General features: G+C 73.5%; 21 protein-coding genes, 5 tRNA genes and 1 riboswitch. Of the genes, 18 read left to right on the top strand and 8 right to left on the bottom strand.

What is annotated here, in order from left to right; all coding sequences use genetic code 11:
- Positions 1-108 precede the first annotated feature (108 nt).
- Genes ACZ51I_RS18670 through ACZ51I_RS18660 form a run of 3 tightly spaced genes read left to right on the top strand, consistent with a single transcriptional unit; the run spans position 109 to position 2,096 of the window.
- Positions 109-465: a hypothetical protein gene (locus tag ACZ51I_RS18670; protein WP_468876936.1), complete on the top strand. Its 357-nt coding sequence runs from the start codon at positions 109-111 to the stop codon at positions 463-465.
- Between the two features lie 57 nt (positions 466-522).
- The gene (locus ACZ51I_RS18665; protein WP_468876934.1) at positions 523-1,266 is read left to right on the top strand and encodes a DsbA family protein; all 744 of its coding nucleotides are present in this window, start codon (positions 523-525) and stop codon (positions 1,264-1,266) included.
- A complete protein-coding gene (locus tag ACZ51I_RS18660; protein ID WP_468876932.1) occupies positions 1,263-2,096 on the top strand; it encodes a cytochrome c biogenesis CcdA family protein in 834 nt (277 codons plus the stop codon). The genes ACZ51I_RS18665 and ACZ51I_RS18660 overlap by 4 nt, the downstream gene beginning before the upstream one ends.
- 166 nt (positions 2,097-2,262) lie before the next feature.
- On the opposite strand, the gene ACZ51I_RS18655 is transcribed toward ACZ51I_RS18660, so the two are convergent.
- The 3 genes from ACZ51I_RS18655 to ACZ51I_RS18645 form a co-directional block, all read right to left on the bottom strand.
- Positions 2,263-2,336 (bottom strand) — tRNA-Phe (locus ACZ51I_RS18655).
- Between the two features lie 22 nt (positions 2,337-2,358).
- Positions 2,359-2,432 (bottom strand) — tRNA-Asp (locus tag ACZ51I_RS18650).
- 41 nt (positions 2,433-2,473) lie between these two features.
- Positions 2,474-2,546 (bottom strand) — tRNA-Glu (locus ACZ51I_RS18645).
- A gap of 104 nt (positions 2,547-2,650) precedes the next feature.
- Here ACZ51I_RS18645 and ACZ51I_RS18640 point away from each other — a divergent pair.
- The 6 genes from ACZ51I_RS18640 (at position 2,651) to ACZ51I_RS18615 (ending at position 8,799) form a co-directional block, all read left to right on the top strand.
- Positions 2,651-3,001, top strand: a complete 351-nt coding sequence (locus tag ACZ51I_RS18640) for a metallopeptidase family protein (RefSeq protein WP_468876930.1) — start codon at positions 2,651-2,653, stop codon at positions 2,999-3,001.
- Positions 3,002-3,265: 264 nt separating this feature from the next.
- Positions 3,266-3,829 carry a hypothetical protein gene (locus tag ACZ51I_RS18635; RefSeq protein ID WP_468876927.1) on the top strand — a complete coding sequence of 188 codons (564 nt, stop codon included), beginning with the start codon at positions 3,266-3,268 and terminating at the stop codon, positions 3,827-3,829.
- A gap of 198 nt (positions 3,830-4,027) precedes the next feature.
- Entirely contained in the window at positions 4,028-6,343 is a 2,316-nt protein-coding gene (locus tag ACZ51I_RS18630; protein ID WP_468876925.1) for a DEAD/DEAH box helicase, read from the top strand.
- 198 nt (positions 6,344-6,541) lie between these two features.
- Positions 6,542-6,614: transfer RNA gene (locus ACZ51I_RS18625), tRNA-Lys, on the top strand.
- A gap of 152 nt (positions 6,615-6,766) precedes the next feature.
- A complete protein-coding gene (locus ACZ51I_RS18620) occupies positions 6,767-8,176 on the top strand; it encodes a diacylglycerol/lipid kinase family protein (protein ID WP_468876922.1) in 1,410 nt (469 codons plus the stop codon).
- 41 nt (positions 8,177-8,217) lie between these two features.
- Positions 8,218-8,799: a phosphatase PAP2 family protein gene (locus tag ACZ51I_RS18615; RefSeq protein WP_468876919.1), complete on the top strand. Its 582-nt coding sequence runs from the start codon at positions 8,218-8,220 to the stop codon at positions 8,797-8,799.
- A 30-nt stretch (positions 8,800-8,829) separates the two neighbouring features.
- On the opposite strand, the gene ACZ51I_RS18610 is transcribed toward ACZ51I_RS18615, so the two are convergent.
- A complete protein-coding gene (locus ACZ51I_RS18610; RefSeq protein WP_468876916.1) occupies positions 8,830-9,762 on the bottom strand; it encodes a sigma-70 family RNA polymerase sigma factor in 933 nt (310 codons plus the stop codon).
- Between the two features lie 185 nt (positions 9,763-9,947).
- Here ACZ51I_RS18610 and ACZ51I_RS18605 point away from each other — a divergent pair, with 185 nt between their 5' ends.
- From ACZ51I_RS18605 to ACZ51I_RS18565, 9 genes are all read left to right on the top strand, one after another.
- Complete coding sequence (locus ACZ51I_RS18605; protein WP_468876915.1) at positions 9,948-10,442, top strand: rhodanese-like domain-containing protein; 495 nt, start codon at positions 9,948-9,950, stop codon at positions 10,440-10,442.
- A 53-nt stretch (positions 10,443-10,495) separates the two neighbouring features.
- Positions 10,496-10,569: transfer RNA gene (locus ACZ51I_RS18600), tRNA-Met, on the top strand.
- Between the two features lie 141 nt (positions 10,570-10,710).
- Entirely contained in the window at positions 10,711-11,451 is a 741-nt protein-coding gene (locus ACZ51I_RS18595; RefSeq protein ID WP_468876912.1) for a MerR family transcriptional regulator, read from the top strand.
- 104 nt (positions 11,452-11,555) lie between these two features.
- The gene (locus ACZ51I_RS18590; RefSeq protein ID WP_468876909.1) at positions 11,556-11,933 is read left to right on the top strand and encodes a hypothetical protein; all 378 of its coding nucleotides are present in this window, start codon (positions 11,556-11,558) and stop codon (positions 11,931-11,933) included.
- A 62-nt stretch (positions 11,934-11,995) separates the two neighbouring features.
- A complete protein-coding gene (locus ACZ51I_RS18585; protein WP_468876906.1) occupies positions 11,996-13,018 on the top strand; it encodes a PLP-dependent cysteine synthase family protein in 1,023 nt (340 codons plus the stop codon).
- The gene (locus tag ACZ51I_RS18580; protein WP_468876903.1) at positions 13,015-14,232 is read left to right on the top strand and encodes an MFS transporter; all 1,218 of its coding nucleotides are present in this window, start codon (positions 13,015-13,017) and stop codon (positions 14,230-14,232) included. Before ACZ51I_RS18585 ends, ACZ51I_RS18580 begins: the two co-directional genes overlap by 4 nt.
- A 184-nt stretch (positions 14,233-14,416) precedes the next feature.
- Complete coding sequence (locus ACZ51I_RS18575; RefSeq protein WP_468876901.1) at positions 14,417-15,628, top strand: PP2C family protein-serine/threonine phosphatase; 1,212 nt, start codon at positions 14,417-14,419, stop codon at positions 15,626-15,628.
- Positions 15,629-15,840: 212 nt separating this feature from the next.
- Positions 15,841-16,005, top strand: a riboswitch (cyclic di-AMP (ydaO/yuaA leader).
- An 11-nt stretch (positions 16,006-16,016) separates the two neighbouring features.
- Positions 16,017-17,129 carry a M23 family metallopeptidase gene (locus ACZ51I_RS18570; protein WP_468876898.1) on the top strand — a complete coding sequence of 371 codons (1,113 nt, stop codon included), beginning with the start codon at positions 16,017-16,019 and terminating at the stop codon, positions 17,127-17,129.
- A gap of 52 nt (positions 17,130-17,181) precedes the next feature.
- A complete protein-coding gene (locus ACZ51I_RS18565) occupies positions 17,182-18,129 on the top strand; it encodes an aldo/keto reductase (protein ID WP_468876896.1) in 948 nt (315 codons plus the stop codon).
- Here the strand turns inward: ACZ51I_RS18565 and ACZ51I_RS18560 are convergent.
- The 4 genes from ACZ51I_RS18560 to ACZ51I_RS18545 form a co-directional block, all read right to left on the bottom strand.
- Entirely contained in the window at positions 18,126-19,457 is a 1,332-nt protein-coding gene (locus ACZ51I_RS18560; protein ID WP_468876895.1) for a PrsW family intramembrane metalloprotease, read from the bottom strand. The two genes, ACZ51I_RS18565 and ACZ51I_RS18560, sit on opposite strands and share 4 nt — an antisense overlap.
- An 83-nt stretch (positions 19,458-19,540) precedes the next feature.
- Complete coding sequence (trmB, locus tag ACZ51I_RS18555; protein WP_468878181.1) at positions 19,541-20,260, bottom strand: tRNA (guanosine(46)-N7)-methyltransferase TrmB; 720 nt, start codon at positions 20,258-20,260, stop codon at positions 19,541-19,543.
- A gap of 118 nt (positions 20,261-20,378) precedes the next feature.
- Positions 20,379-21,563, bottom strand: coding sequence for an L-2-hydroxyglutarate oxidase (gene lhgO / locus ACZ51I_RS18550; RefSeq protein WP_468876893.1), 1,185 nt, complete (start codon positions 21,561-21,563; stop codon positions 20,379-20,381).
- 76 nt (positions 21,564-21,639) lie between these two features.
- On the bottom strand, positions 21,640-23,079 hold the full coding sequence (locus ACZ51I_RS18545; protein WP_468876891.1) for an MFS transporter: 1,440 nt from the start codon (positions 23,077-23,079) through the stop codon (positions 21,640-21,642).
- Between the last annotated feature and the right edge of the window lie 492 nt (positions 23,080-23,571).

The following is a 23,571-nucleotide window of genomic DNA, read 5'->3' as shown; positions in this document are numbered from 1 at the left end:
GATCCAGGATCGCACCTGCGGACGAGAAGCGGCGAACCGATTTACGAGGCGGGGCGGGCGGCCGTGCATAGTATTTCGGGCATCTGGCACGGACCGGAGAGGTTTCGCATGTTCTGCACCAGCCGCGCGCCGGCGACGTTCGCCGCGCTCCTGGGTCTGGTGCTCGGCCTCCTGGCCTGCGGTGCTTCCGCTTCCGGCGGTACGGCTCCGGGGGCCGCCCCGGTCGTCATGGGCGCCGCCGTCCCCGGTTGTGACCCGGCCCACCTCGCCGACGAGGGGGCCGCCGGTCCATCCGTACCGCCGCGCGCGCACGGCTTCGCCGAGCTGCTGCCCGCCCTGGCCGCCGACCGGGTGGCCCCCGGGGTCCGGCAGCCGGAGCCGGCCGGCCCGGCCGCGTCGCCGGGCCGGGAGCCACCCGCGCGCGTACCGCCGTCTCCGGTGGAGCTGTCGGTCCTGAGGGTGTAGGCGGACGGCCGTCCTCCGCCGTCCTTCCTCTTCCCCTCCCTCCAGGAGCGCTTCCGCATGTCCACGTCCAAGTCCGCCGTGATCGTCTCCGGGGTGGCCGCCGCCGCCGTGCTGCTCGGCGTCGTCTCGTACACCGCCACCAAGCCCTCGTCCCCCGGTGCCTCCGGCTCCTCGTCCGTCGCCGAGGTCTCCGTCGACCCCTCCGCCGGCGTCTACGCCGAACTGGAGGCGTACGCCCGCCGCGACGCCTCCGACAAGCTCGCCCTCGGCCGCGCCGACGCGCCCGTGGTGCTCATCGAGTACGCCGACTTCCAGTGCGGCTACTGCGGGAAGTTCGCCCGCGACACCGAGCCCGTCCTGGTGAGGAAGTACGTCGAGAACGGCAACCTGCGCATCGAGTGGCGGAACTTCCCGATCTTCGGCGAGGAGTCGGAGGCCGCCGCCCGCGCCTCCTGGGCGGCCGGTCAGCAGGGCCGGTTCTGGCAGTTCCACAAGGCGGCCTACGCGGAGGGCGCCAAGGAGAAGGGCTTCGGCAAGGAGCGGCTGACCGCACTCGCGACGGAGGCCGGTGTCCCCGACCTCGCCCGGTTCGGCCGGGACAGCGACGGCGCGGCCGCCCGGGAGGCCGTACGGAAGGACCAGGAGCAGGGGTACGCGCTCGGCGTCGCCTCCACCCCGTCCTTCCTGGTCAACGGCCGGCCGATCGCGGGCGCCCAGCCCCTGGAGACCTTCACGGAGGCGATCGAGGCCGCAGCGAAGGCCGCCCCCGAGAAGACCGCCCCGAAGAAGGCCGGCCGGTGACCTCCGGCATCGGCTACTTCGCCGCCTTCCTCGGCGGCCTCCTCGCTCTGCTCAGCCCGTGCAGCGCCCTGCTCCTGCCCGCCTTCTTCGCGTACTCGATCGACACGCGCGCGAAGCTCGTGGCCCGGACCGGCATCCTCTACGCCGGTCTGGCGACGACTCTCGTCCCCCTCGGTGCGGCCGGCTCCCTCGCCGGCCGGTTCTTCTACGGCCACCGGGACCTCCTGGTCACCGCCGGGGGCTGGCTGATCATCGGGCTCGGTCTCCTCCAGATCCTCGGCCTCGGCTTCACGTCCCGGCGGATCGCCGAGGCGAGCGGCCGGATCCGGCCCACGTCGGCGGTCTCCGTCTACGCCCTCGGCCTGGTCTACGGCCTCGCGGGCTTCTGCGCGGGCCCGATCCTCGGCAGCGTCCTGACGGTGGCGGCGCTGAGCGGCAGCCCGGCGTACGGCGGACTGCTCCTGGCCGTGTACGCCCTCGGCATGGCCGTCCCGCTGTTCGTCCTGGCGCTGCTCTGGGAGCGCTACGAGCTGGGCCGGCGCCGCTGGCTGCGCGGCCGCCCCCTCCGGCTCGGGCGCTTCGAGGTCCACTCCACCTCGCTGCTCTCGGGCCTCTTCTTCATCGCCCTCGGCGCCCTCTTCCTGGTCTTCGACGGGACGACGGCGCTGCCGGGCCTGCTGTCGGTGGACGACTCCTTCGCCGTGGAGGAGCGGGTCGCCTCGCTGGGCCGGTCGGTGCCGGACTGGGCGCTGCTGGTCGCGGTCGTGGCGACGGTGGCGACGGCGCTCGCGGTGCGGGGCCGCAGGGCGCGACGGCGCGAGGAGGTCTGAGGGGTACGGGGGAGGGGCGCGGGCGCTTCCGGGCTTCGGGTCGGTTCGGGGGCGCGGGCCCTTTCCCCGTACCGCCGCCTTCGGCGTACTCCTGCAATCGGCGTACAAGGAACTTCCGGCGTACACGAAGAAGGCCCCGTTCTTTCGAACGGGGCCTTCTCTTTTGTGGCTGGGGCCGGGGTCGAACCGGCGACCTATCGCTTTTCAGGCGATCGCTCGTACCAACTGAGCTACCCAGCCACGAGGCCATTGCCGACCTCAGCGATCCTGACGGGACTTGAACCCGCGACCTCCACCTTGACAGGGTGGCGAGCTAACCAACTGCTCCACAGGACCTTGCGTTGTGTGCGAGCACTAGTCTCGCACACGGTGTTACGTGCCCCCAACGGGATTCGAACCCGTGCTACCGCCTTGAAAGGGCGGCGTCCTGGGCCACTAGACGATGAGGGCTAGAGGCTCACCTGCGCGCTTCTCAGCGCGTCGGGGACGTGAGAAGCATATGGGATCCCGGCCGCTATCGCCAAAACGGTTGCCCGGCGGGGGAGAATGGGCCCGTGCTGGAGATGACGCGCGAGGAGTTCGAGGAGCTTGTCGCCGAGGCCCTGGACCGGATCCCGCCGGAGCTGACACGGCTGATGGACAACGTCGCCGTGTTCGTGGAGGACGAGCCCTCCCCGGACGATCCCGAGCTCCTCGGACTCTACGAGGGGACGCCGTTGACCGAGCGCGGCGAGTGGTACGCCGGGGTGCTGCCCGACCGGATCACGATCTACCGGGGGCCGACGCTGCGGATGTGCGCGTCGCGCGAGGACGTGATCGCGGAGACCGAGATCACCGTCGTGCACGAGATCGCCCACCACTTCGGCATCGACGACGAGCGGCTGCACGCGCTGGGCTACGGCTGAGGCGGGCGCCCGGTCACGGTCGGGGGCCGGGTGGGGGGCGCGGGGGCCGTGTCCCTTGTGGTGCCCGGGGAGTTGGGCAGGGTGACGCGTTCCGTTCCTGCCCGTTGTGTCCCTGGAGGTGCCCCCGTGCGCCATTTGCCCACCCCGGTGAGATGGGCCGCCACCGCGCTGGCCGTCGCGGCCTGTGCCGGTCTGAGCGGCTGTATGAGTGTGAGCGACGAGGGGTCGAAGCCGGCGCCCGGCGCGTCCGGGGGAAAGCGGGGCGTGGCGGCCGAGACCGACGCGGGCGGCGGCGTCCAGGGCGGGGACGGCGGGGCCTGGAACGGCCGGCCGGAGAAGGGCGGGCCGGCCGCGGCCGGTGCGGGCAAGGCGTCCCCGGTCCCGAGCGGCTCGCCGTCGGGCACGGCGAAGCCCTCGCCGGGCGCGGTACTGCCGGTGCAGGGCCCGGGCGGGTCCGGGGGGCCGTCGACCTCGCAGTCCTCCGGCGGCGGCCACCAGGAACCGGGCGGCGGCTCGGGCGGTGGCGGGAACGGCGGCAGCGTGGGCGGCGGGGGGTCCGGCGGCAGCGGCGGGGACGGCGGCAGCGGCGGCGGGGCCGGAGGTCCGGACGGCGGCGGGGCCACACCCACGCCGGAGCCGACCGTGGCGAGCCCCGAACCGACCCCGGAGCCGACGGTCCCGACCCCCGAGCCCACCCCCGAGCCCACCTCCAACCCCACCGATCCGCCGACGTCCGGCACCGACACCCAGATGGGCGCGATGCGGGCGGCGGACGGGTCCGGAGCGCCCCCGGAGCCGACGGCGTCGCCGCAGGTCGGACCGGTGTGACGGAGTCCGATTTGCCAGGCGTGGGGGAGGGTGCGTATGGTAGTAGATCGTTTGATCCCATTGCCCGGCGCCGACACAGAAGAGCGCCGTGTGGCGCGTACTCTCCCTAGCCGTGGCTGACCGCATTGAGGCGGTCGATTTGCGAAATCACGGAGTTGACGGGCGCGTGCCGAGACTCCGGAAGGTTTCGCATTTCGCATGTCCATTTTCAGTTCTGACCACGCCGTCATGCCCGAGAACGACGAGATCGTCGAGGCCGTAGAGGCCATGGAGGCCGCTGAGGCCACCGAGATCGTCGAGATCGTCGAGATCGAGGCCGACGACACCGACGCCGCCGAGGCCTCCGTCGAGGAGCCCGCCGAGCCCACCGTCACCTTCGGCGACCTCGGTCTGCCCGAGGGCGTCGTGCGCAAGCTCGCGCAGAACGGCGTCACCAGCCCCTTCCCGATCCAGGCGGCGACCATCCCGGACGCCCTGGCCGGCAAGGACATCCTCGGCCGCGGCCGCACCGGCTCCGGCAAGACCCTTTCCTTCGGTCTGCCGCTGCTGGCCGGCCTGGCGGACGGTCACACCGCCAAGAAGAAGCCCCGCGGCATCATCCTCACGCCGACCCGTGAGCTCGCGATGCAGGTCGCGGACGCCCTCCAGCCCTACGGCGACGTGCTCGGCCTCAAGATGAAGGTCGTCTGCGGCGGTACGTCCATGGGCAACCAGATCTACGCCCTGGAGCGTGGCGTCGACGTCCTCGTCGCCACGCCGGGCCGTCTGCGCGACATTATCAACCGCGGCGCCTGCTCCCTCGAGGACGTCAAGATCGCCGTCCTCGACGAGGCCGACCAGATGGCCGACCTGGGCTTCCTGCCCGAGGTCACCGAGCTGCTCGACCAGATCCCCGGCGGCGGCCAGCGCATGCTCTTCTCCGCCACCATGGAGAACGAGATCGGCACCCTGGTCAAGCGTTACCTGACCGACCCCGTCACGCACGAGGTCGACAGCGCGCAGGGCAACGTCACGACCATGACCCACCACGTCCTCGTCGTGAAGCCGAAGGACAAGGCGCCGGTCACGGCCGCGATCGCCGCGCGCAAGGGCCGCACGATCATCTTCGTCCGCACCCAGCTGGGCGCCGACCGCATCGCCGAGCAGCTCCAGGAAACCGGCGTCAAGGCCGACGCGCTGCACGGCGGCATGACGCAGGGCGCCCGTACCCGCGTCCTCGAGGACTTCAAGAAGGGCTACGTCAACGCGCTCGTCGCGACCGACGTCGCCGCCCGAGGCATCCACGTCGACGGCATCGACCTGGTCCTGAACGTGGACCCGGCCGGCGACCACAAGGACTACCTGCACCGCTCGGGCCGTACCGCCCGCGCCGGCCGCTCCGGTGTCGTGGTCTCCCTGGCCCTGCCGCACCAGCGCCGCCAGATCTTCCGCCTGATGGAGGACGCGGGCGTCGACGCCTCGCGCCACATCATCCAGAGCGCCGGCGCCTTCGAGCCGGAGGTCGCCGAGATCACCGGTGCCCGGTCCCTGACCGAGGTCCAGGCCGACTCCGCGAACAACGCGGCCAAGCAGGCCGAGCGCGAGGTCGTCGAGCTGACCAAGCAGCTCGAGCGCCTCCAGCGCCGCGCCGTCGAACTCCGCGAGGAGGCCGACCGTCTGGTCGCCCGCGCCGCCCGCGAGCGCGGCGAGGACCCGGACGCCGCCGTGGCCGAGGTGACCGAGGCCGCCGAGGCCGAGGTCGCCGCCGCCGCTGTGGAGGCCGAGCGCGCCGCGAAGGCCGAGGAGCGCCGCGAGGAGCGGACGACGTCCCGCGACGAGCGGGGCAACTTCGAGCGCCGTGACCGCGGCGGTTTCAACCGTGACGACCGCGGTGACCGCGGTGGCTTCCGTGGCGGTGACCGTGGCGGCTTCCGCCGTGACAACGACCGTCCGTCCGGTGGCTTCCGCCGCGATGACCGTCCGTCGGGTGGCTTCAACCGTGACGACCGCGGTGGCGACCGTGGCGGCTTCCGCCGCGACGACCGTCCCTCGGGTGGCTTCCGCCGTGACGACCGTCCGTCGGGTGGCTTCAACCGTGACGACCGTGGCGGCCGTCCCTTCGAGCGCCGTGACAACGACCGTCCGTCCGGTGGCTTCCGCCGTGACGACCGTCCGTCGGGTGGCTTCAACCGTGACGACCGCGGTGGCCGTCCCTTCGAGCGCCGTGACAACGACCGTCCGTCCGGTGGCTTCCGCCGTGACGACCGTCCGTCGGGTGGCTTCAACCGTGACGACCGTGGCGGCCGTCCCTTCGAGCGCCGCGACGACCGCCCCACCACCGGCGGTCACCGTGGCAGCGACCGTCCGTTCAACCGCGACCGTCGCGACGACCGCCCCGCCGGCGGCTTCCGCTCGGGCGGCGACCGCCCGTACGGCCGTCGTGACGACCACCGCGGCGGCACCGGCGGCACCGGCTCGACCGGCGGCTCCTTCGGCCGCCGCGACGACAAGCCGCGCTGGAAGCGCAACGGCTGAGACCGGCTGATCTGAAAGAGCGGGGCCCGCACGACACTTCGGTGCCGTACGGGCCCCGTCTCGCACCCGCCCCCGGCGGCCCACGCCCACCAGCCCACCGACCGAACCGCCCGACCGCCCCTGCGGCGCGGCCGGTGTCGGATACCCGATCGGTTCCCCGGCCCTCTCGGGCTATGCTGCACAGGTGTGTTCGTCCACGGGCCGTTAGCTCAATTGGCAGAGCAGTGGACTTTTAATCCATTGGTTGTGGGTTCGAGTCCCACACGGCCTACCGCGAGCGGGGGAGGGGCGACCCTTCGGACCGCTGGAAGCGCCCCGTCCGGTTTCGACCGGACGGGGCGCTTCGTCGCTTCCGTCGTACCCTTCGGACTCGGTCGCCCGAACGGGTCCTTCCGGGGGTGTCTTCGGGGAGCTCGGGGGAACGTGGACGCGGAGGGTGAGGTGGGGTCGGTGGCGGCGAGCGGTTCCGGGGATCCGGCGGGGGAGGCTCAGCGGGCGGCCCGTTACGCGCTGTTCAGCATGGCGGCCGCCGTCGTGGCCGTGGTGACCGCCGCCCTCGGTGGCGGGCTGCTGATCCTGTTGAGCGGGATCGTGGGGCTCGCCGTGTCGGCCGTGGGCGTCTGGTGGCTCCTGGCGCATCGTGGGCCGCTGCGGCTGCTCGGGGCGCTGCTCGCGGTGGCCGCGCCCCTCGCGACCCTGGTGCTGTTCGTCGTCGGGGGCGTCTGGGTGAACGCCCTCGTGGCCCTCGGCATGTGGGGCCTGGCGCTGTCCTGCGGCCGGTCCGCCCTGCGCCGTCCGGAGGACGAGCGGGAGGCGCTGATGCGGGGCGCGCCCGCCTCCCGGCCCCGCCGGCCCGTCCTGATCATGAACCCGAAGTCCGGCGGCGGGAAGGTCGGGCTCTTCGGGCTCGTCGAGCGGGCCGAGGCCCTCGGCGCCCGGGTGATCCTCATCGATCCGTCCGAGCAGGCCGATGTCGCCGGGCTCGCGCGCACGGCGGTGGCCGAGGGCGCCGATCTGCTCGGGGTGGCCGGCGGCGACGGCACGCAGGCGCTGGTGGCCGACGTCGCCGCCGAGCACGACCTGCCGTTCCTCGTCGTCTCCGCCGGCACCCGCAACCACTTCGCCATGGACCTGGGCCTCGACCGCACCGACCCGTCCCGCTGCCTCGACGCGCTGAGGGACGGCGAGGAGCTCCGGGTCGACCTCGGCGACGTCGCCGGGCGGCCCTTCGTCAACACCGTCTCCTTCGGGGTGTACGCGGACGTCGTCCAGCACCCCGAGTACCGCGACGACAAGGCCGGCACCGCGCTCGACGTCCTGCCCGATCTGCTCCAGGGCGGTGAGGGCGAGCGTCTCGACGCGACCGCCGACTCCACCCCGCTGACCGCGCAGCAGGCGCTCCTGGTCAGCAACAACCCGTACGCGACGCCCGATCCGTTCGGTACGGTCGCCGCCCGCAGGCCGCGGCTCGACGGCGGCCTGCTCGGGGTCATAGGCATCCGGGTGGACGGCGCCGCCCAGGCGGCCGAACTGGCCGTGCTGGGGACCCAGGCCACCGGGCTGAACGTCCTGACGGCCCGTAGGGTGGAGGTCGGGGGCGGTCCCGGCGGCGCGGGCGGCGCCCCCATATCGGTCGCCGTGGACGGCGAGGCGCTGACCCTGCCCACGCCGGTCGTCTGCACCCTCCGCCCGCGCGCCCTACGGGTCCTCGTGCCCCGCGGCCGGCCGGGTTCGCCCTTGCCCCCGCCGCCCCTCGACTGGCGGCGCCTGGTCCGGCTGGCCTTCCCCGAGGGGCCGGGCCGCGACAACCCCTGGGACTCCCGCACCCCTTGACATCCCCGTACCACCACCACTGAACCTGCTAGGAGCGGCGTATGACGGACGACACGACGACCGGGACCCTCCGGGCGGTCCTGCACGACATCAGGGCCGTCGACGGCGCGGTGTACGCCGCGGTGGCCGCCACCTCGACGCCCACGCTCGACACGGCGTTCCGGCGGCTCTCCGCGGCGGCCGACCACTCCAAGATCTCGTTCACCGTCGCGGCGGCGCTGGCGCTCGTGCCGGGCCGGCCGCGACGGGCGGCGCTCGTCGGCGTCGGAGCGGTCGCGGTGGCTTCGGCCTCGGCGAACCTGCTGGGCAAGCGGCTCGTCCGCAGGCGCAGGCCGGACCGGGAGGCGGCCCGGGTGGTGGTGAGCCGTCATGTGCCCATGCCGGCCTCGGCGTCGTTCCCCTCCGGGCACACCGCGTCGGCCGTCGCCTTCGCCACCGCCGTCGGGTCGGTGCTGCCGCCCGCCGCGCTGCCCCTCGCGGCCCTGGCGTGGACCGTGGGCTACTCCCGGGTCCACACCGGGGTGCACTACCCGGGCGACGTCGCCGCGGGCGGCCTCCTCGGCGTCGCGAGCGCGGGCGTCTCCCTGGCGGCCGACAGGTGGTGGTCCGCCAGGAAGAGGTGACCCCTCCGGTGTCCGGCCAGGGCCAGGACCTCAGTACGTCGCCCCGGCCAGGTCCTCCTCCGAGAAGCCGAGCGCCGCGATGCGCTCCGGGTCCGCCAGGACGTCCAGCTGGACGATCCGGTCCCCGGCGATCGTGAACGTCATGAGCGACCCCGGGCGCCCGTCGATGACCGACAGGACGGCCGGCTGGCCGTTGGCCACGACCCGCAGCGCGCCCGCACGGAACTTCGCGTACATGAGGGCCTGCGCGATGACGGCCTCCGCGCCCCGGACGACCCGGGAGACCTCCGCGAGCGTCCTGCCGCCGTCCGCGCGCAGCACCACGTCCGGGTCGAGGACGGCGAGCAGCCCCTCGAAGTCCCCGCCGTGCGCCGCGGCGAGGAACGCGTCGGCGATCTCCCGCTGCCGCCGCGGGTCCGGACCGGGGGCCGGCGCCGCGTCCTGCACCCGGCGGCGGGCGCGGCTGGCGAGCTGGCGGGTCGCGGCCGGCGTGCGGTCCACGATCCGCGCGATCTCGTCGAAGGAGACGGCGAACATGTCGTGCAGGACGAACGCCAGCCGTTCCGCGGGCCCCAGGGTGTCCAGGACGACGAGGAGCGCGAGCCCGACGGAGTCGGTGAGCTCGGCCGCGTTCTCCGGGTCGGTGCCGTCGACGACGCGGACGACCGGATCGGGTACGTAGTACTCCAGCGGGTCCTCGCGGCGCGAGCCGCGCGAGCGCAGCATGTCCAGGCAGACGCGGCCGACGACCGTGGTCAGCCAGCCGCTGAGGTTCTCCACGCCGCTGACGTCGCTGCGGCTGAGCTTGAACCAGGCCTCCTGGACGGCGTCCTCGGCCTCGCTGAGCGAGCCCAGCATCCGGTAGGCCACCGCCCGCAGATGACCGCGGTCGGCCTCGAAGCGCCGGGCCAGGAATTCCTTGTCGTGGTCCACTCGTCGATCTCCCCGTTCGCGTCCCGTCATGCCGTCATGACGGATGAAACCCCGCCGATGTGACACGTCCACCGGCGGCGGGACCAGGCCGGAAGGTCCCGCTACGTGAGATCCCCGGCCTCCCGCGGCGAACGCCGGGGATTCCCCGGTCGAAGGTGCCGACCGCCGTGGTTCCTCGCTTCTGCCCGGTGATCCTCGTCCGTAGATTGATCACCATGACGACGACAACGACGCAGGTCAACCCCGTGCTCCGCACCCCGCCGGCCTCCCCCGCCGCCGCGGCCGCCTACTTCTCCGCCAGCCTCGCCTTCCACGCCGACGTCTCCGATGTGGCCTCCGCGCTCGCCACCGCCGCCGCCGAGGGCACCGACCCGGGCTTCGTCGTGATCGACTCCCGGTCCACCGCCTCCTGGGACCAGGGCCACGTCCCCGGCGCGATCCACCTGCCGACCGCGCTCGTCCCCGAGCAGGCCGAGCAGCTGCTCGACCGCTCCGTCCCGGTCGTCACGTACTGCTGGGGCCCCGGCTGCAACGGCGCCACGCGCGCCGCGCTGGCCCTCGCCGAGCTGGGCTTCCAGGTGAAGGAGATGCTCGGCGGTTTCGAGTACTGGGTGCGCGAGGGCTTCGCGTACGAGACCTGGGAGGGGCCCGCGGAGAAGGCCGCCGACCCCCTCACGGCGCCGGTCGACTCGGACGACTGCGGTTGCTGACGTAAACCGATTTCGTGATCGCCCCGGTCATGCCGTACAGTCATGTTTACCGACGCGGGGTGGAGCAGCTCGGTAGCTCGCTGGGCTCATAACCCAGAGGTCGCAGGTTCAAATCCTGTCCCCGCTACTCAGTAGCAACGAAGGCCCGGATCGTGAAAACGATCCGGGCCTTCGTCGTGTGCCCACTTCATCGCGGCTCGCGGGCTTCATCGTTTCCCCGTGCGCTTCGCTTGACCTTGACGCGACGTCAAGATTTAGCGTTCTCGGTATGGAGTGGTCGATCCAGGAGATCGCCAAGAAGGCCGGTACCACCAGCCGCACCCTCCGCCACTACGGGGAGCGCGGACTGCTGGAGCCGAGCCGGATCGGCGCGAACGGTTACCGGTACTACGACCAGGCGGCGCTCGTGCGGCTGCAGCGGATCCTGCTGCTGCGCGAGCTGGGGCTCTCGCTGCCCGCCATCGCCGAGGTCCTCGCGGGCCAGCGGGACACGTCCGCCGCCCTGCGCACCCATCTCGCCCTCCTGGAGCAGGAGCGCGAGCGCATCGGACGCCAGATCGCGTCCGTGCGGACCACCCTCCACAAGACCGAGAACGGAGAAGAGCTCATGGCCGACGAAGTGTTCGACGGTTTCGACCACACGGTGTACGAGGAGGAGGTCACCGAACGCTGGGGCCGGGACGCGTACGAGAAGGGCGACCGCTGGTGGCGCTCGCTCACCGACGCGCAGAAGAAGGCGTTCATGGAAGAGCAGGCCGGCATCGCCCGCGACTTCGGGCGGGCGGCGCGGGACGGCCTGGCCGCCGGCAGCGACGAGGTGCAGGCGATCGCGCGGCGCCAGGTCGTCTGGCTGTCGAGGACCACGACGCCGACCAGGGAGTACGTGATCGGTCTCGGCCGCATGTACGTCGACGACCCGCGCTTCACCGCGAACTACGACAAGCACGGCGAGGGCACCGCGATCCTCGTCCGGGACGCGATGAAGGTCTACGCCGAGCGGAACCTCTGACAGCCGGTCTGACGTGAGCGGTGCCCGTCTGAAGTAAACGGTGGCCGAAACCGTGCCCGCCTCTTTGGGGGCGCGCCCTCTCCCACCGTAGTCTCACGCACACCATGAGTGACGAGCGTGTGAGTGACCTGAGCCGGCGGGCGCCCGCCGTGCTCGTCCTGCTCGCGCTCCTCGCCCTGCTCGTGAGCGTCTGCCACGGCCCCCACGGGCACGTGCTGCCGGCCTCCGGCACCGCGACCGTCTCGGCCCCCGCGCTCCCGCACGGCTGCGAGCGCTCCGGGGAGTCCTGGACCTTCGACGCCCACCTCCCGGCGCAGGCCGCCGCCTCACCGCTCGCCGCGCCCGACGCCGGCGGAGCCGCCGTCCTGCCGTACGCGGCGGACCACCGCGCCGATCCCCGCGCGCGCTGCGTCCGGGGCCGGGCGGGCCCGGGACCCGAGCCGGGCCGACTGCTGATCGCCCTCGGGGTGGACCGGAACTGAACCGGGTCCCGCACCCGCGTGACCAGGTTCCCTTTCGCGTATCACCCCGAGGACGTACCCCCATGACCGCACCACTGACGCTCCCCGCCGACGGGCAGACCGTCGGCAACACCCCCGTCCTGTGGACGGACGACGGCTACTGGGCCAAGCTCGAAGGCTTCAACTTCGGCGGCATCAAGGACCGCGCCGCCCTCTACATGGTCGAGCAGGCCCGCCGCCGCGGCGAGCTGCGCCCCGGCGCCCCGATCGTCGAGTCCACCTCCGGGACCCTCGGCCTCGGCCTGGCCCTCGCGGGAGTGCTCCACGGCCACCCCGTGCACGTCGTCACCGACCCCGGTCTCGAACCGATCGTCGAGCGGATGCTCGTCGCGCACGGCGCCCGCGTCCACGTCGTCCCCGAGCCCAGCCCGCAGGGCGGCTGGCAGCAGGCCCGGATGGACCGGGTCGCCGAGCTGCTCGGCACCCTCCACGGGGCCTGGTGGCCCGACCAGTACGGGAACCCCGACAACCCGGCCGCGTACACGGGGCTCGCCGCCGAACTGTCCGCCCAGCTCGGCCGGATCGACGTCCTCGTCTGCGCGGTCGGCACCGGGGGCCACTCGGCCGGGATCTCCCGGGCCCTGCGCGCCACCGGCAGCCCGGCCCTGGAGCTGGTCGGGGTGGACTCGGTGAACTCCACCGTCTTCGGCCTTCCGGCCGGGGAACGGCTGATGCGCGGCCTCGGCTCCTCCATCCACCCGGGGAACGTGGACCACGCGGCCTTCGACGAGGTGCACTGGGTGGGCCCGGCCGAGGCGGTCAGGGCGGCCCGCCGACTGGCCTCGCGGCAGTTCGCGACCGGCGGCTGGAGCGTGGGAGCGGTCGCCCTCGTCGCCGGCTGGCTGGCCCGCACGCGGCCGCGCGGGACCCGGATCGCGGCCGTCTTCCCGGACGGGCCGCAGCGGTACTTCGACACGGTCTTCAACGACGAGTTCTGCGCGGCGCACGGGCTGCTCGACGGGCCCGTACGGGAGAACCCCGCCGCGTACGTCTCCGAGGACACGGTCAGCGGCTGGACCCGCCGGGTCCTGGAGCGTGCCCGGTGACGACGGCGACCACGTCCGCCGCGGGCGGCGTCTGGAAGCAGAGCCGTACCTTCGATCCGGCCGTACGGCTCCTCTTCCTCAACCAGCTCACGATCAACCTCGGCTTCTACATGCTCATGCCGTACCTGGCCGCGCATCTCGCGGACGGGCTCGGCATGGCCGCCTGGGCCGTCGGTCTCGTCCTCGGCGCCCGGAACCTCTCCCAGCAAGGCATGTTCCTCGTCGGCGGGGCGCTCGCCGACCGGTTCGGCTTCAAGCCGCTCATCGTGGCCGGCTGCGCGCTGCGGACGGTCGGCTTCGGGGCGCTCGCCTTCGCCCAGTCGCTGCCGATGCTGATCGCCGCCTCGCTCGCCACCGGCCTCGCGGGGGCGCTGTTCAACCCCGCCGTGCGGGCATGCCTCGCGGCGGAGGCGGGCGAGGAGCGGCGGGTGGAGGCCTTCGCGCTGTTCAACGCGTACTACCAGGCGGGCATTCTGCTCGGGCCGCTCGTCGGGGTGGCCCTGACAGGGGTGTCGTTCCGGCTGACCTGCGCGGTGGCAGCGGTGCTGTTCGCGGGCCTGACCCTCGTACAGCTCCGGCGTCTGCCCGTACGGGCCGTGTCCGGTGCGGCCGGGGAGGGGGAGCGGGGGCAGTTCCGTACGGTCCTCGCCCACCGCACCTTCTGGCTCTTCTCGCTCGCCATGACCGGCTCGTACGTGCTGTCCTTCCAGGTCTATCTGGCGCTGCCGCTCGCGGCCGGCGGTACGGGGGTGACGACCGCGCTGTTCGTCGTCTCGGCGCTCGTCGCGCTCGCCGGGCAGCTGCGGATCACGGCCTGGTGCCGGCGCCGCCTCACCAGGGAGCGCTGTCTCGTCCTCGGGCTCGGGCTGATGGGCGGGGCGTTCCTGGTGCCCGCGGTCCTCGGCCGGGGGGTGGTGGCGTTGCTGCTGTGCGCGGCGGTCCTGTCCGTGGCGAACGCGGTGCTCTACCCGTACGAGATGGACACCGTCGTCGCCCTGTCCCGGGGGCGCTGGGTGGCCACCCACTACGGGCTCTACAACACGGTGTGCGGGGTCGGGATCACCCTCGGGAACCTGGGGACGGGCGCGCTCCTCGACGTGACCGGCTGGTCGGCGGCGCCGTGGCTCGCGCTGTGCGCGGTGGGCCTGGGGTGCGCGGCGGCGATGGCCCTGCTCGCCCGGGGCGGCCGGCTCGCGGAGGCGGGCGGCGGCTGAGGCGGGGGCGTACGGCGGGGACCGAGGCGGGGGTGTACGGGGCGGCGGCTGGGGGCGTGCGCCGGGCGCTCGGCCCTTCCCGTACGCCACTCGGCCCCCCGGGGTCGCCGCCCCGGGCGGCGGCGGTGACCCTGGGAGGGCGCGGTGCGGACCGCGGCCGGTCGGACCGGGCAGGAGAGCACAGGTGGGGCACCCCCTAGGAACGGTGGGCGGAGGACGGCGGGGCGGTGAGGGCCGCCCCGCGTACGGCGGTGCCCGGCGGTTCATCCGCGCGCTGCCTCCGCTGGTCATCGCGGGCGGTGTCGTCTTCGACCTGTCGACACCGCCCGCGTACACAGCGGCCCCGCTCTTCTCCGCCGCTCCGCTGATCGCCGCGCCCCTCTTCTCGCTGCTGACCACGCTGCTCACCGGCATCGCGGCCGTCCTCGCCTCCGTCGGGCTGCACGTCTACAACGGCACCGTCGACGAGATCGCCTCCCTCACGGAGACCCTGACCGTCCTCACCGTCTCCGCGCTCGCCCTCCTCATCAACCGGGTCGTGCGCCGCAGCGGCGAACGGCTCGCCTCGGCGCGGGTCATCGCGGAGACGGCGCAGAAGGCGGTGCTGCCGACGCCCGCCGAGCGGATCGGCGGGCTGCAGTGCGCGGCGCGGTACGAGGCGGCGCAGGCCGACGCGTTCATCGGCGGCGACCTGTTCGCCGTCCAGGACACCCCGCACGGCGTGCGGCTCGTGGTCGGGGACGTGCGGGGCAAGGGGATGGACGCGGTCGAGGCCGTCGCCGTCGTCATCGGGGCCTTCCGGGAGGCGGCCGAGCAGGAGCGGACCCTGGAGGGCGTGGCGCAGCGCCTCGAACGGGCGCTGGCCCGTGAGGGCACCCGGCGGGACGGGCTCGACGCCGTCGAGGGGTTCACCACCGCCGTCCTGGCCGAGATCCCGCGCTCCGACGGGAGCGGGACCTTCGACGGCTTCGTACGGGTGGTCAACCGCGGGCATCCGCCACCGCTGATGCTGTACGCGGACGGGAGGCTGGACCCGCTGGAGCCGGGCGAGGCGGCGCTGCCGCTCGGGATGGGCGAGCTGGCCGCGTGGCCGGACCGGGCCGAGGCGCGGCCGTTCCCGCCGGGCGCGACGCTACTCTTCTACACGGACGGACTTTCGGAGGCGCGGAACGCGCAGGGCGTCTTCTACGATCCGGCGGCGCGGCTCGCCGGCCGGATCTTCCCGGGTCCCGAGGAGCTGCTCGACGCGCTCGTGGGCGACGTACGGCTCCACACGGGCGGCGGGTCGACGGACGACATGGCGCTGCTCGCGCTGAGCCGCCCGGCGACGGGGCAGCCCGAGCGGCGCCGGACGATGCCGGTGGTGCCCCCGGGCCGGCCCCGTCACCAGGCGTAGTCGAAAGGTGTCCCTGCGATAACAATTGACTTAACGTCAGATCTCGGGGGTTTCGTCGAATCCGCGACCGGTCTCACTGAAGGGGCCTCAACTCGGGCGATAGCCCCCTAATTCAGTAGATGATCAAGGGGAACGGCTTGGAATCGGGACCCCGTGTCTATTAACGTTCGATAACGCAGCGCGGTCGTCCCAGCCGTCGCAAGAGACGGCACCGTGCGCACGCGCCGAATCCTGAAAAGGAACCGGGGAACCACCACTTGGGGTGAATCGGGCCCCTCCGCACCCGTGCGTGTCACGCACCCGTGCGGTCGAGCCCGTAGGAGACCTTCCTGCTCCGAACCCGTCAGCTAACCCGGTAGGCGAGAAGGAAGGAAAGGAGCGCGCCCACGTGGCGTCCAACACCCCCGCACCCGAAGCCCCCTTCGATGCCTTCGGTAGCGGTGCGGCCCCCTCCGCCCCCGGCACCGAGTGGAACCCCACCGAGGGATCCCTCCGCGCAGAGAACCGCGCCGGCGGCCGGCACCGGGTCGTCAAGCAACGCTCCAACTTCGCCCGCTCCTCCACCGTCCTCGGCGTCGGCGTCATCGCGGCCGTCGGCGCGGGCGGCCTCGCCACCGCGCAGGAGAAGCCCCCGGTCACCATCTCGCTGCCGGACCTCCCCGACCTGGACCTGCCGGACGCCGGCGACCTCCCCGGCGTCGGCGCCCTCCTCGCCGAGGAGGAGGCGGCGCCCGTCTCCGCGGCCCGCGCCAACCCGAACCCGCTCACCGCCGCCACCTACGCCACCGCCGCCGACGAGCACACCGGGCGGGCCGAGCAGGCCACCGCCACCGCGGCCACCGCCCCCGCCGCGGGCGAGGCCCTGCGCGCCCGCATCCTCCAGCAGGCCGAGCAGCAGCAGGCCTCCGCTGATGCCGCCGACAAGGCCGCGGCGGAGAAGGCCGCCGCCGAGAAGGCCGCCGCGGAGGCCGAGGCCAAGGAGGCCGCGGCGGAGAAGGCAGCCGCCGAGGCGAAGGCGAAGGCCGAGGCGGAGGCCAAGGCCAAGGCGGAAGCGGAGGCCAAGGCCAAGGCCGAGGCCGAGCGCCTCGCCCAGCTCGCCGCCAGCTACTCGCTGCCGGTCTCCTCGTACACCCTCACCGCCACCTACATGCAGTCCGGCTCGATGTGGTCCTCCGGCTACCACACCGGCCTCGACTTCGCCGCCCCCACGGGCACCCCGCTCAAGGCGGTCCACGGCGCGACCGTCAAGTCGGCGGGCTGGTCGGGCTCCTACGGCTACCGGATCGTCCTGGAGCTGGAGGACGGCACCGAGGTCTGGTACTGCCACCTCTCGTCCATGACGGTCGGCGCCGGCCAGACCGTGGGCACCGGCGAGACCATCGGCCGCGTCGGCGCCACCGGCAACGTCACGGGCGCCCACCTCCACATGGAGGTCCACACGCCCGGCGGCGACGGCATCGACCCGGCGTCCTGGCTCCGCTCCAAGGGCCTCTCGCTCTGATCCCCGCAGCCCGTACGGAATAGGCCCGGCGGCGGAGACCGTTGACCGACGCATGACGTCTCTCCGCCCGCTGGGCAGCTCCGACCTGCACGTCTTCCCCGTAGCCCTCGGCGGCAACGTCTTCGGCTGGACTGCGGACGAAGCCACGTCCTTCGCCGTCCTCGACGCCTACGCCGCCGCCGGCGGCAACTTCGTCGACTCCGCCGACGTCTACTCCGCCTGGGCCGAGGGCAACCAGGGCGGCGAGTCCGAGACGGTCATCGGCCGCTGGCTCGCCTCCCGGGGCAACCGCTCCGACATCGTCGTCGCCACCAAGGTCGGCGCCCACCCCCACTTCAAGGGCCTGTCCGCCACCACGATCAAGGCGGCCGCGGAGGAGTCGCTGCGCCGTCTCGGCACCGACCACATCGACCTCTACTACACGCACTTCGACGACGAGACCGTCCCGGTCGAGGAGATCGTCACCGCCCTCGACCAGCTGGTGAAGGACGGCAAGGTGCGCGCCGTCGCCGCCTCCAACATCTCCGCGGAGCGGCTGCGCGCCTCCCTCGACTTCGCCGAGGCGGAGGGCCTCGCCCGGTACGTCGCCCTCCAGCCGCACTACAACCTGGTCTCCCGCGACACCTACGAGGGCCCGCTCCTGGAGACCGTCGAGCAGGCCGGGCTCTCCGCCGTCCCGTACTACGGGCTCGCCGCCGGCTTCCTCACCGGCAAGTACCGTCCCGGCGCCGACATCGACAGCGTGCGGGCCTCCGGCGCCGCCAAGCACCTGGAGACCGAGCGGGGCCGGGCCGTGCTCTCCGCGCTCGACACGGTCGCCGAGGCGCACCGGGCGGAGCTCGCCACCGTCGCCCTCGCCTGGCTCGCCGCCCGGCCGACCGTCGCCGCGCCGATCGCCTCGGCCCGCACGGTCGAACAGCTCCCGGCCCTCGTCGCGGCCGCTGACCTCACCCTCACGGAGGCCGAGCTGACGCTCCTCACCGAGGCCTCCGCGGTCTAACTTCGGTACGGGTTGTAGCCGTCGTAGTCCAGGTACTGCGGCGGAGCCCAGGCCCGGCCCGTCGCCCGCGCCGCGTACGTCAGGGCCGGGGAGGCGACCGCGCGGCGCTGCCACAGGTGGTGCAGCAGCTCCTGCTCCCGGGCCGGGAAATCGGGTCCCGCCGTGCCCCGCCGGGCCCGGTCCCGCAGGAACGCGAGGGTCGTCGCGAAGGACTCGTACTCACCGACCGCGCGCGCGGCGGGCGGGCCGTACGTCCGGGCGGCGAACGAGCGGGCCACCTGCCGGGCGTGCATCGACGACAGCGCGAGCGGCTCGGTGGGGGCGAGCCAGCCGGCCGCCGCGTACGCCGGGAGCTCCCCGGATATCGTGCGCAGCTCGCGCTGCCGGCTCCAGACCGCCAGCCAGGTCAGCAGGCCGAAGGCCGGGACCATGAGCGCCCCGTACACCGCGTAGAAGGCCAGCGGGCCGCCGAAGGTGGCCGAGCCGTTCCAGGCGGCGTGCAGGCCCATCGCGAGCAGCAGCCCGGCGAGCGGGAGCAGCACCCGGCGCAGCCGCTTGCCGCGCGGCGCGAGGGCGGCGAAGCCGAAGCCGATGCCGGTGAGCACGGTGAACAGCGGGTGCGCGAACGGCGACATCACGACCCGTACGAAGAAGGTCGCGGCGGTCACCGAGCCGATGCCGGAGGAGCCGAACTCCTGGTCCTCGCCGAAGGCGTTGCCGAGATAGAGGATGTTCTCGGTGAAGGCGAAGCCGGTCGCGGTGAAACCGGCGACCACGACCCCGTCGACGAGACCGCCGAAGTTCCTCCGGCGGAAGAGGAACAGCAGCAGGATCGCGGCGGCCTTCGCGCTCTCCTCCACCACCGGCGCGACGAGGGTGGCCCCGAGGGTGTCGGCGGAGTCCGGATCGGCCGTGGCGGTGGCTATCCAGCGGACCGCGAAGGAGTTCGCCAGGATCGCGACGAGCGCGGCTGCGAAGGCGCCCCAGGCGAAGGCGAACAGCAGGTTCTTCCAGGGACCCGGCTCGACCCGGTCGAGCCAGCGGAACGCCGACATCAGCAGCGGTACGGGAAGCACGGCGAGGCCCAGGCCGACGAGGAAGCCCTGCGTGCCGGTCTGCTCGCGGACCAGCGCCAGGATGACCAGGGCGCAGAGCGCGAGCAGCGTCACGACGGCGACCGCGCGGACCACCCGGCTGCGCCAGAAGGCCCGGCGGGGCCGGTAGCGCCACTGGGATCGGTCGGCGGCGGCGGGGAAGGCCGGCTCCTCGGTGTCCCGGTGCGGGACGGGAGCGGCGTCCGTCAGGTCGCTGGGGGCTGGATTCGACACGTGAGCGACCCTAACGACCGGCACCGACAGCGGTCGACGCGGTCAAGCGCTCTCGGTCACTTCCTCCGGGCCGCTTCCTCCGGTCACTTCCTCCGGAAGAGCAGGTCGTGCACGACATGCCCCTTGTCGAGCCCCTGGCCCTCGAAGCGAGTGAGGGGCCGGAAGTCGGGGCGGGGGGCGTAGCCGCCGTCGGGCTGCGTGTTCTCGTAGTCCGGATGCGCCGAGAGCACCTCCAGCATCTGCTCGGCGTACTCCTCCCAGTCCGTGGCGCAGTGCAGCACGGCCCCGGGCTTCATCCGCGGTGCGAGGAGGCTGAGGAACTCGGGCTGGATGAGCCGCCGCTTGTGGTGGCGCGCCTTGGGCCAGGGGTCCGGGAAGTAGACCCGGCAGCCGTCGAGGGACGCGTCCGTGAGCATCTCGCGGAGCAGGATGACCGCGTCGCCGTTGGCGACCCGGACGTTGGTGAGGCCGTTGCGGTCGGCGAGACCGAGGAGGTTGCCCTGACCGGGCGTGTGCACGTCGACGGCGAGGATGCCGGTGCCGGGGTCGGCGGCGGCCATCTGCGCGGTCGCCTCGCCCATGCCGAAGCCGATCTCGAGAACGACCGGGAGACCCCCGAACATCTCGTGGAGATCGAGGACGCGCTTGCCGTCGATGTCGAGGCCCCAGTCGGGCCACCGCTTCAGCATGGCCTCGGCCTGCCCGTACGTGACCCGGCTGCGGCGCGGCTGGAAGCTCCGGATCCGGCGCTCGTGATGGGCCCCGGCGGGGTCGGGCATGGGCCCCTCACCGGGGGCGAACATCCGACTGCCCCGGCGCGCGACGGGCTGACCGACGTCGTCGACGGGCTGCGGCCCGCTCTCAATCTGCTCAGACACAATGCGACCAAGTCTACGGGGCCGGGCCGACGGGGCGACGCCGCTACAGCTGGGCCAAGGCTCGGCGGGCGACCTCGCGGCCGATCGGGAGGGATGCCGTCGCCGCGGGCGAAGGCGCGTTCAGCACGTGGACCGTCCGCGGCGCCTCCCGGAACAGGAAGTCGTCGACCAGCGTCCCGTCCCGCAGCACCGCCTGCGCCCGCACCCCCGGCGCCGCCCGCCGCAGGTCGGACTCCTCGACGATCGGAAGGAGTCGCCGCACCGCCTCCGTGAAGGCCCGCTTCGAGAGCGACCGGTGCAGTTCGCCCGCGCCGTACCGCCAGTGCTCACGGGCGATCGCCCACGAGCCGGGCCACGCCAGGGTGGCCCCCAGCTCGCGCGGGCGCACGACGGACCAGCCGTACCCCTCCTTCGCGAGCGCGGGGACGGCGTTCGGCCCGATGTGGACGCCGCCGTCGATGCCCCGGGTCAGATGCACCCCGAGGAAGGGGAAGGCGGGGTCGGGCACCGGATAGACCAGGCCCCGCACGAGCGAGGGGTCCGCGAGCTCGTAGTACTCCCCCCGGAAGGGAACGATCCGCATGCCCGGGTCGTCGCCCGCGAGCCGCGCGACCCGGTCGCAGTGCAGCCCCGCGCAGTTCACCAGGACCTTCGCCCGCACCACGCGCCCGTCGGCGGTCCGCACGGCCACCCCGAACGGCCGCCGGTCGACGACGGTGACCTCCGCCCCGTACAGGATCCGGGCCCCGGAGGACTCGGCGAGCCGCTCCGCCACCGCCCCGTAGTCACAGATCCCGGTCGTGCCGACGTGGATCGCGGCGAGCCCGCGCACCCGCGGCTCGTACTCGCTGATCTGCGCCGGGCCGAGCTCGCGCACCGGGATGCCGTTCTCCCGGCCGCGCTGCACGAGCGCGTGCAGCCGGGGCAGCTCCTCGCGCGCGGTGGCGACGACGAGCTTCCCCGTCACCTCGTACGGAATGTCCCACTCCGCACAGAACTTGACCATCTCGGCGGCGCCCTCGACCGCGAACCGCGCCTTGAGCGAACCGGGCCGGTAGTAGATCCCGCTGTGGATCACCCCGCTGTTGCGCCCCGTCTGGTGGCGCGCGAGGGCGTGCTCCTTCTCCAGGACCGTGACCCGGGTGCCGGGGGCGGCACGCGTCAGCGCGTACGCCGTCGACAGGCCGACGATCCCGCCGCCGATCACCAGCACGTCACAGTCAAACACCAGCGCCACCTCCCACCCCCGATAGTGCACTGGCCCACTGACAATGCCGCTAAACGCCCACGTCGTGGGACGCGTGTCACGCCGGGGCGACGAGGAGCGGCCGCGCCCGCTCCCGCAGCTCCATGACGCGCGGCTCGTCCCCGTACGGTTCGAGCCGGTGCAGCAGGTCCCGTACGTACTCGGTCGTCCGCGCCGAGGAGATCCGCCCCGCCACCTCCACCGCGCGCGTGCCCGCCGCGCAGGCCGCGTCCAGGTTGCCCGACTCCAGTTCGGCGACGGCGGAGACGACGAGCCGCAGCCCGTGCGAGCGGACGAACTCCTCCGTCGGCCGGGACAGCGCCTGCTCGGTGAAGCGCCGCACCTCGCGCGGCATCCGCAGGTCCCGGTAGCACTCGGCGGCGTCGGCGCAGAACCGGTCGTACGAGTAGAAGCCGAGCCAGGTCGGGTCGGCGTCGCCCTCCCGCGAGCGCTCCAGCCAGCCCTCGGCGGACTTGAGCGCGGCCGCGGCGGCGGCCCCGTCGCCCGCCTTGGCGTGCGCGCGGGCCTCGACGAGCCGGAAGAAGGACATGGTGCGGGCGGTCGCCAGGCCCCGGTTCCGTTCGAGGGCGGCCTGGGCGAGGTCGACGCCCTCGTCGGCGAAGCCCCGGTAGGTGGCCTGGAGGGACATGGAGGCGAGGACGTAGCCGCCGAGGGGCACGTCGGCTGCGGCGCGGGCGAGCCGCAGGGCCTGGATGTAGTAACGCTGGGCGGCCTCCTGCTGCCCGGTGTCGAAGGCCATCCAGCCGGCGAGCCGGGTGAGCTCGGCCGTCGCGCCGAACAGGTTCCGGCCGACCTCGTCCGAGTACGAGCCGAGCAGCAGCGGCGCCGCGTCCACCCGTAAGCACTCGGGCACCATCGACGAACGCCAGTCCCCGCCGCCGTACTTGGAGTCCCAGCGACGCGCGTCCTCGGCGGCCTCCCGGAGCTTGGCGACGTCACTGTGCCCCACGCGCGCGTGCTCCGGGCCCGAGGTGCCGGCGCCCGCCCCGGGGCGCGGGGTCTCGCGCTCCACCGACGGGTCGGCCGGGGTTATCAACCAGCGGGACGCGGGCGTCGCGTACGCGCTGACCGCGAAGGAACCGGCGAGCGACTGCCAGATGCCGCCCCCGCCGGCCCGCCGCCCGGCGAGATCCAGCCGGTACAGGTCGGTGGCGGAGCGGACCGCCTCGCCCACGTCCCGGGGGAAGGCGAGCCCGACCTCGGGCGCCGGGTCGGCGTCCGCGAGACCGATCTCGTGCAGCGGCACGGGCCGGCCCAGCTTCTGCCCGATCGCGGCGGCGATCAGATGCGGGGCCGCGCCCTGCGGCACCATGCCCTTGGACACCCACCGGGCGACCGAGGTCTTGTCATAACGAAGCGTCAGACCCCGTTGCGCGCCGAGGTCGTTGACGCGCCGGGCGAGCCCGGCGTTGCTGATTCCCGCGAGGGCGAGAACCGTGCCGAGCTTTTCGTTCGGCCCGCGTTGCTCCCTGGACATGACGCCACCCCTCGACCACCCAGACGGCCGCCACGACGCCGGGCATAGGCGTGCGGCATTCGTAAACACAGCGTAGTTCGCCGCATCCCTACCGTTAAGGGGCGGTGTTCCGTATGGCGGGATTGTTGTGTGAACGCCCGACGGGCGGTCCCGGCGGCGCCGCTCGCGCTCCCGCCGTGTGGCCGTGCGCCCAGTCGTGCGCTCTCGTCCGGCCCGTGGGGGAGCGCTTCCATGAGTACCGCGTGGGTCGGCCCGCCCGCCCGGGAACGGTGTCCCGGACCAGTGGGCCGGGGGACACCGCCGCCCCATTCCCCGCGGGCGGCGGACGGCGCCGGGGGGCGGAAGCGCCTCCCGGGCCGCCGGTCCCCGGTCGTCCGCCGCAACCACCGGCGACCGGTTTTCCGCCCGGGAGGCGGCCGAAACCCCCGGCGGGGATCGATATTTGGCCGAATGACGCCGGTGTGCCGCGTGGGGTCAACCGGCCCATGCCAG

The organism is Streptomyces sp. NPDC034084 (assembly GCF_055575535.1).
This window is presented reverse-complemented; position numbering and strand designations above follow the sequence as displayed.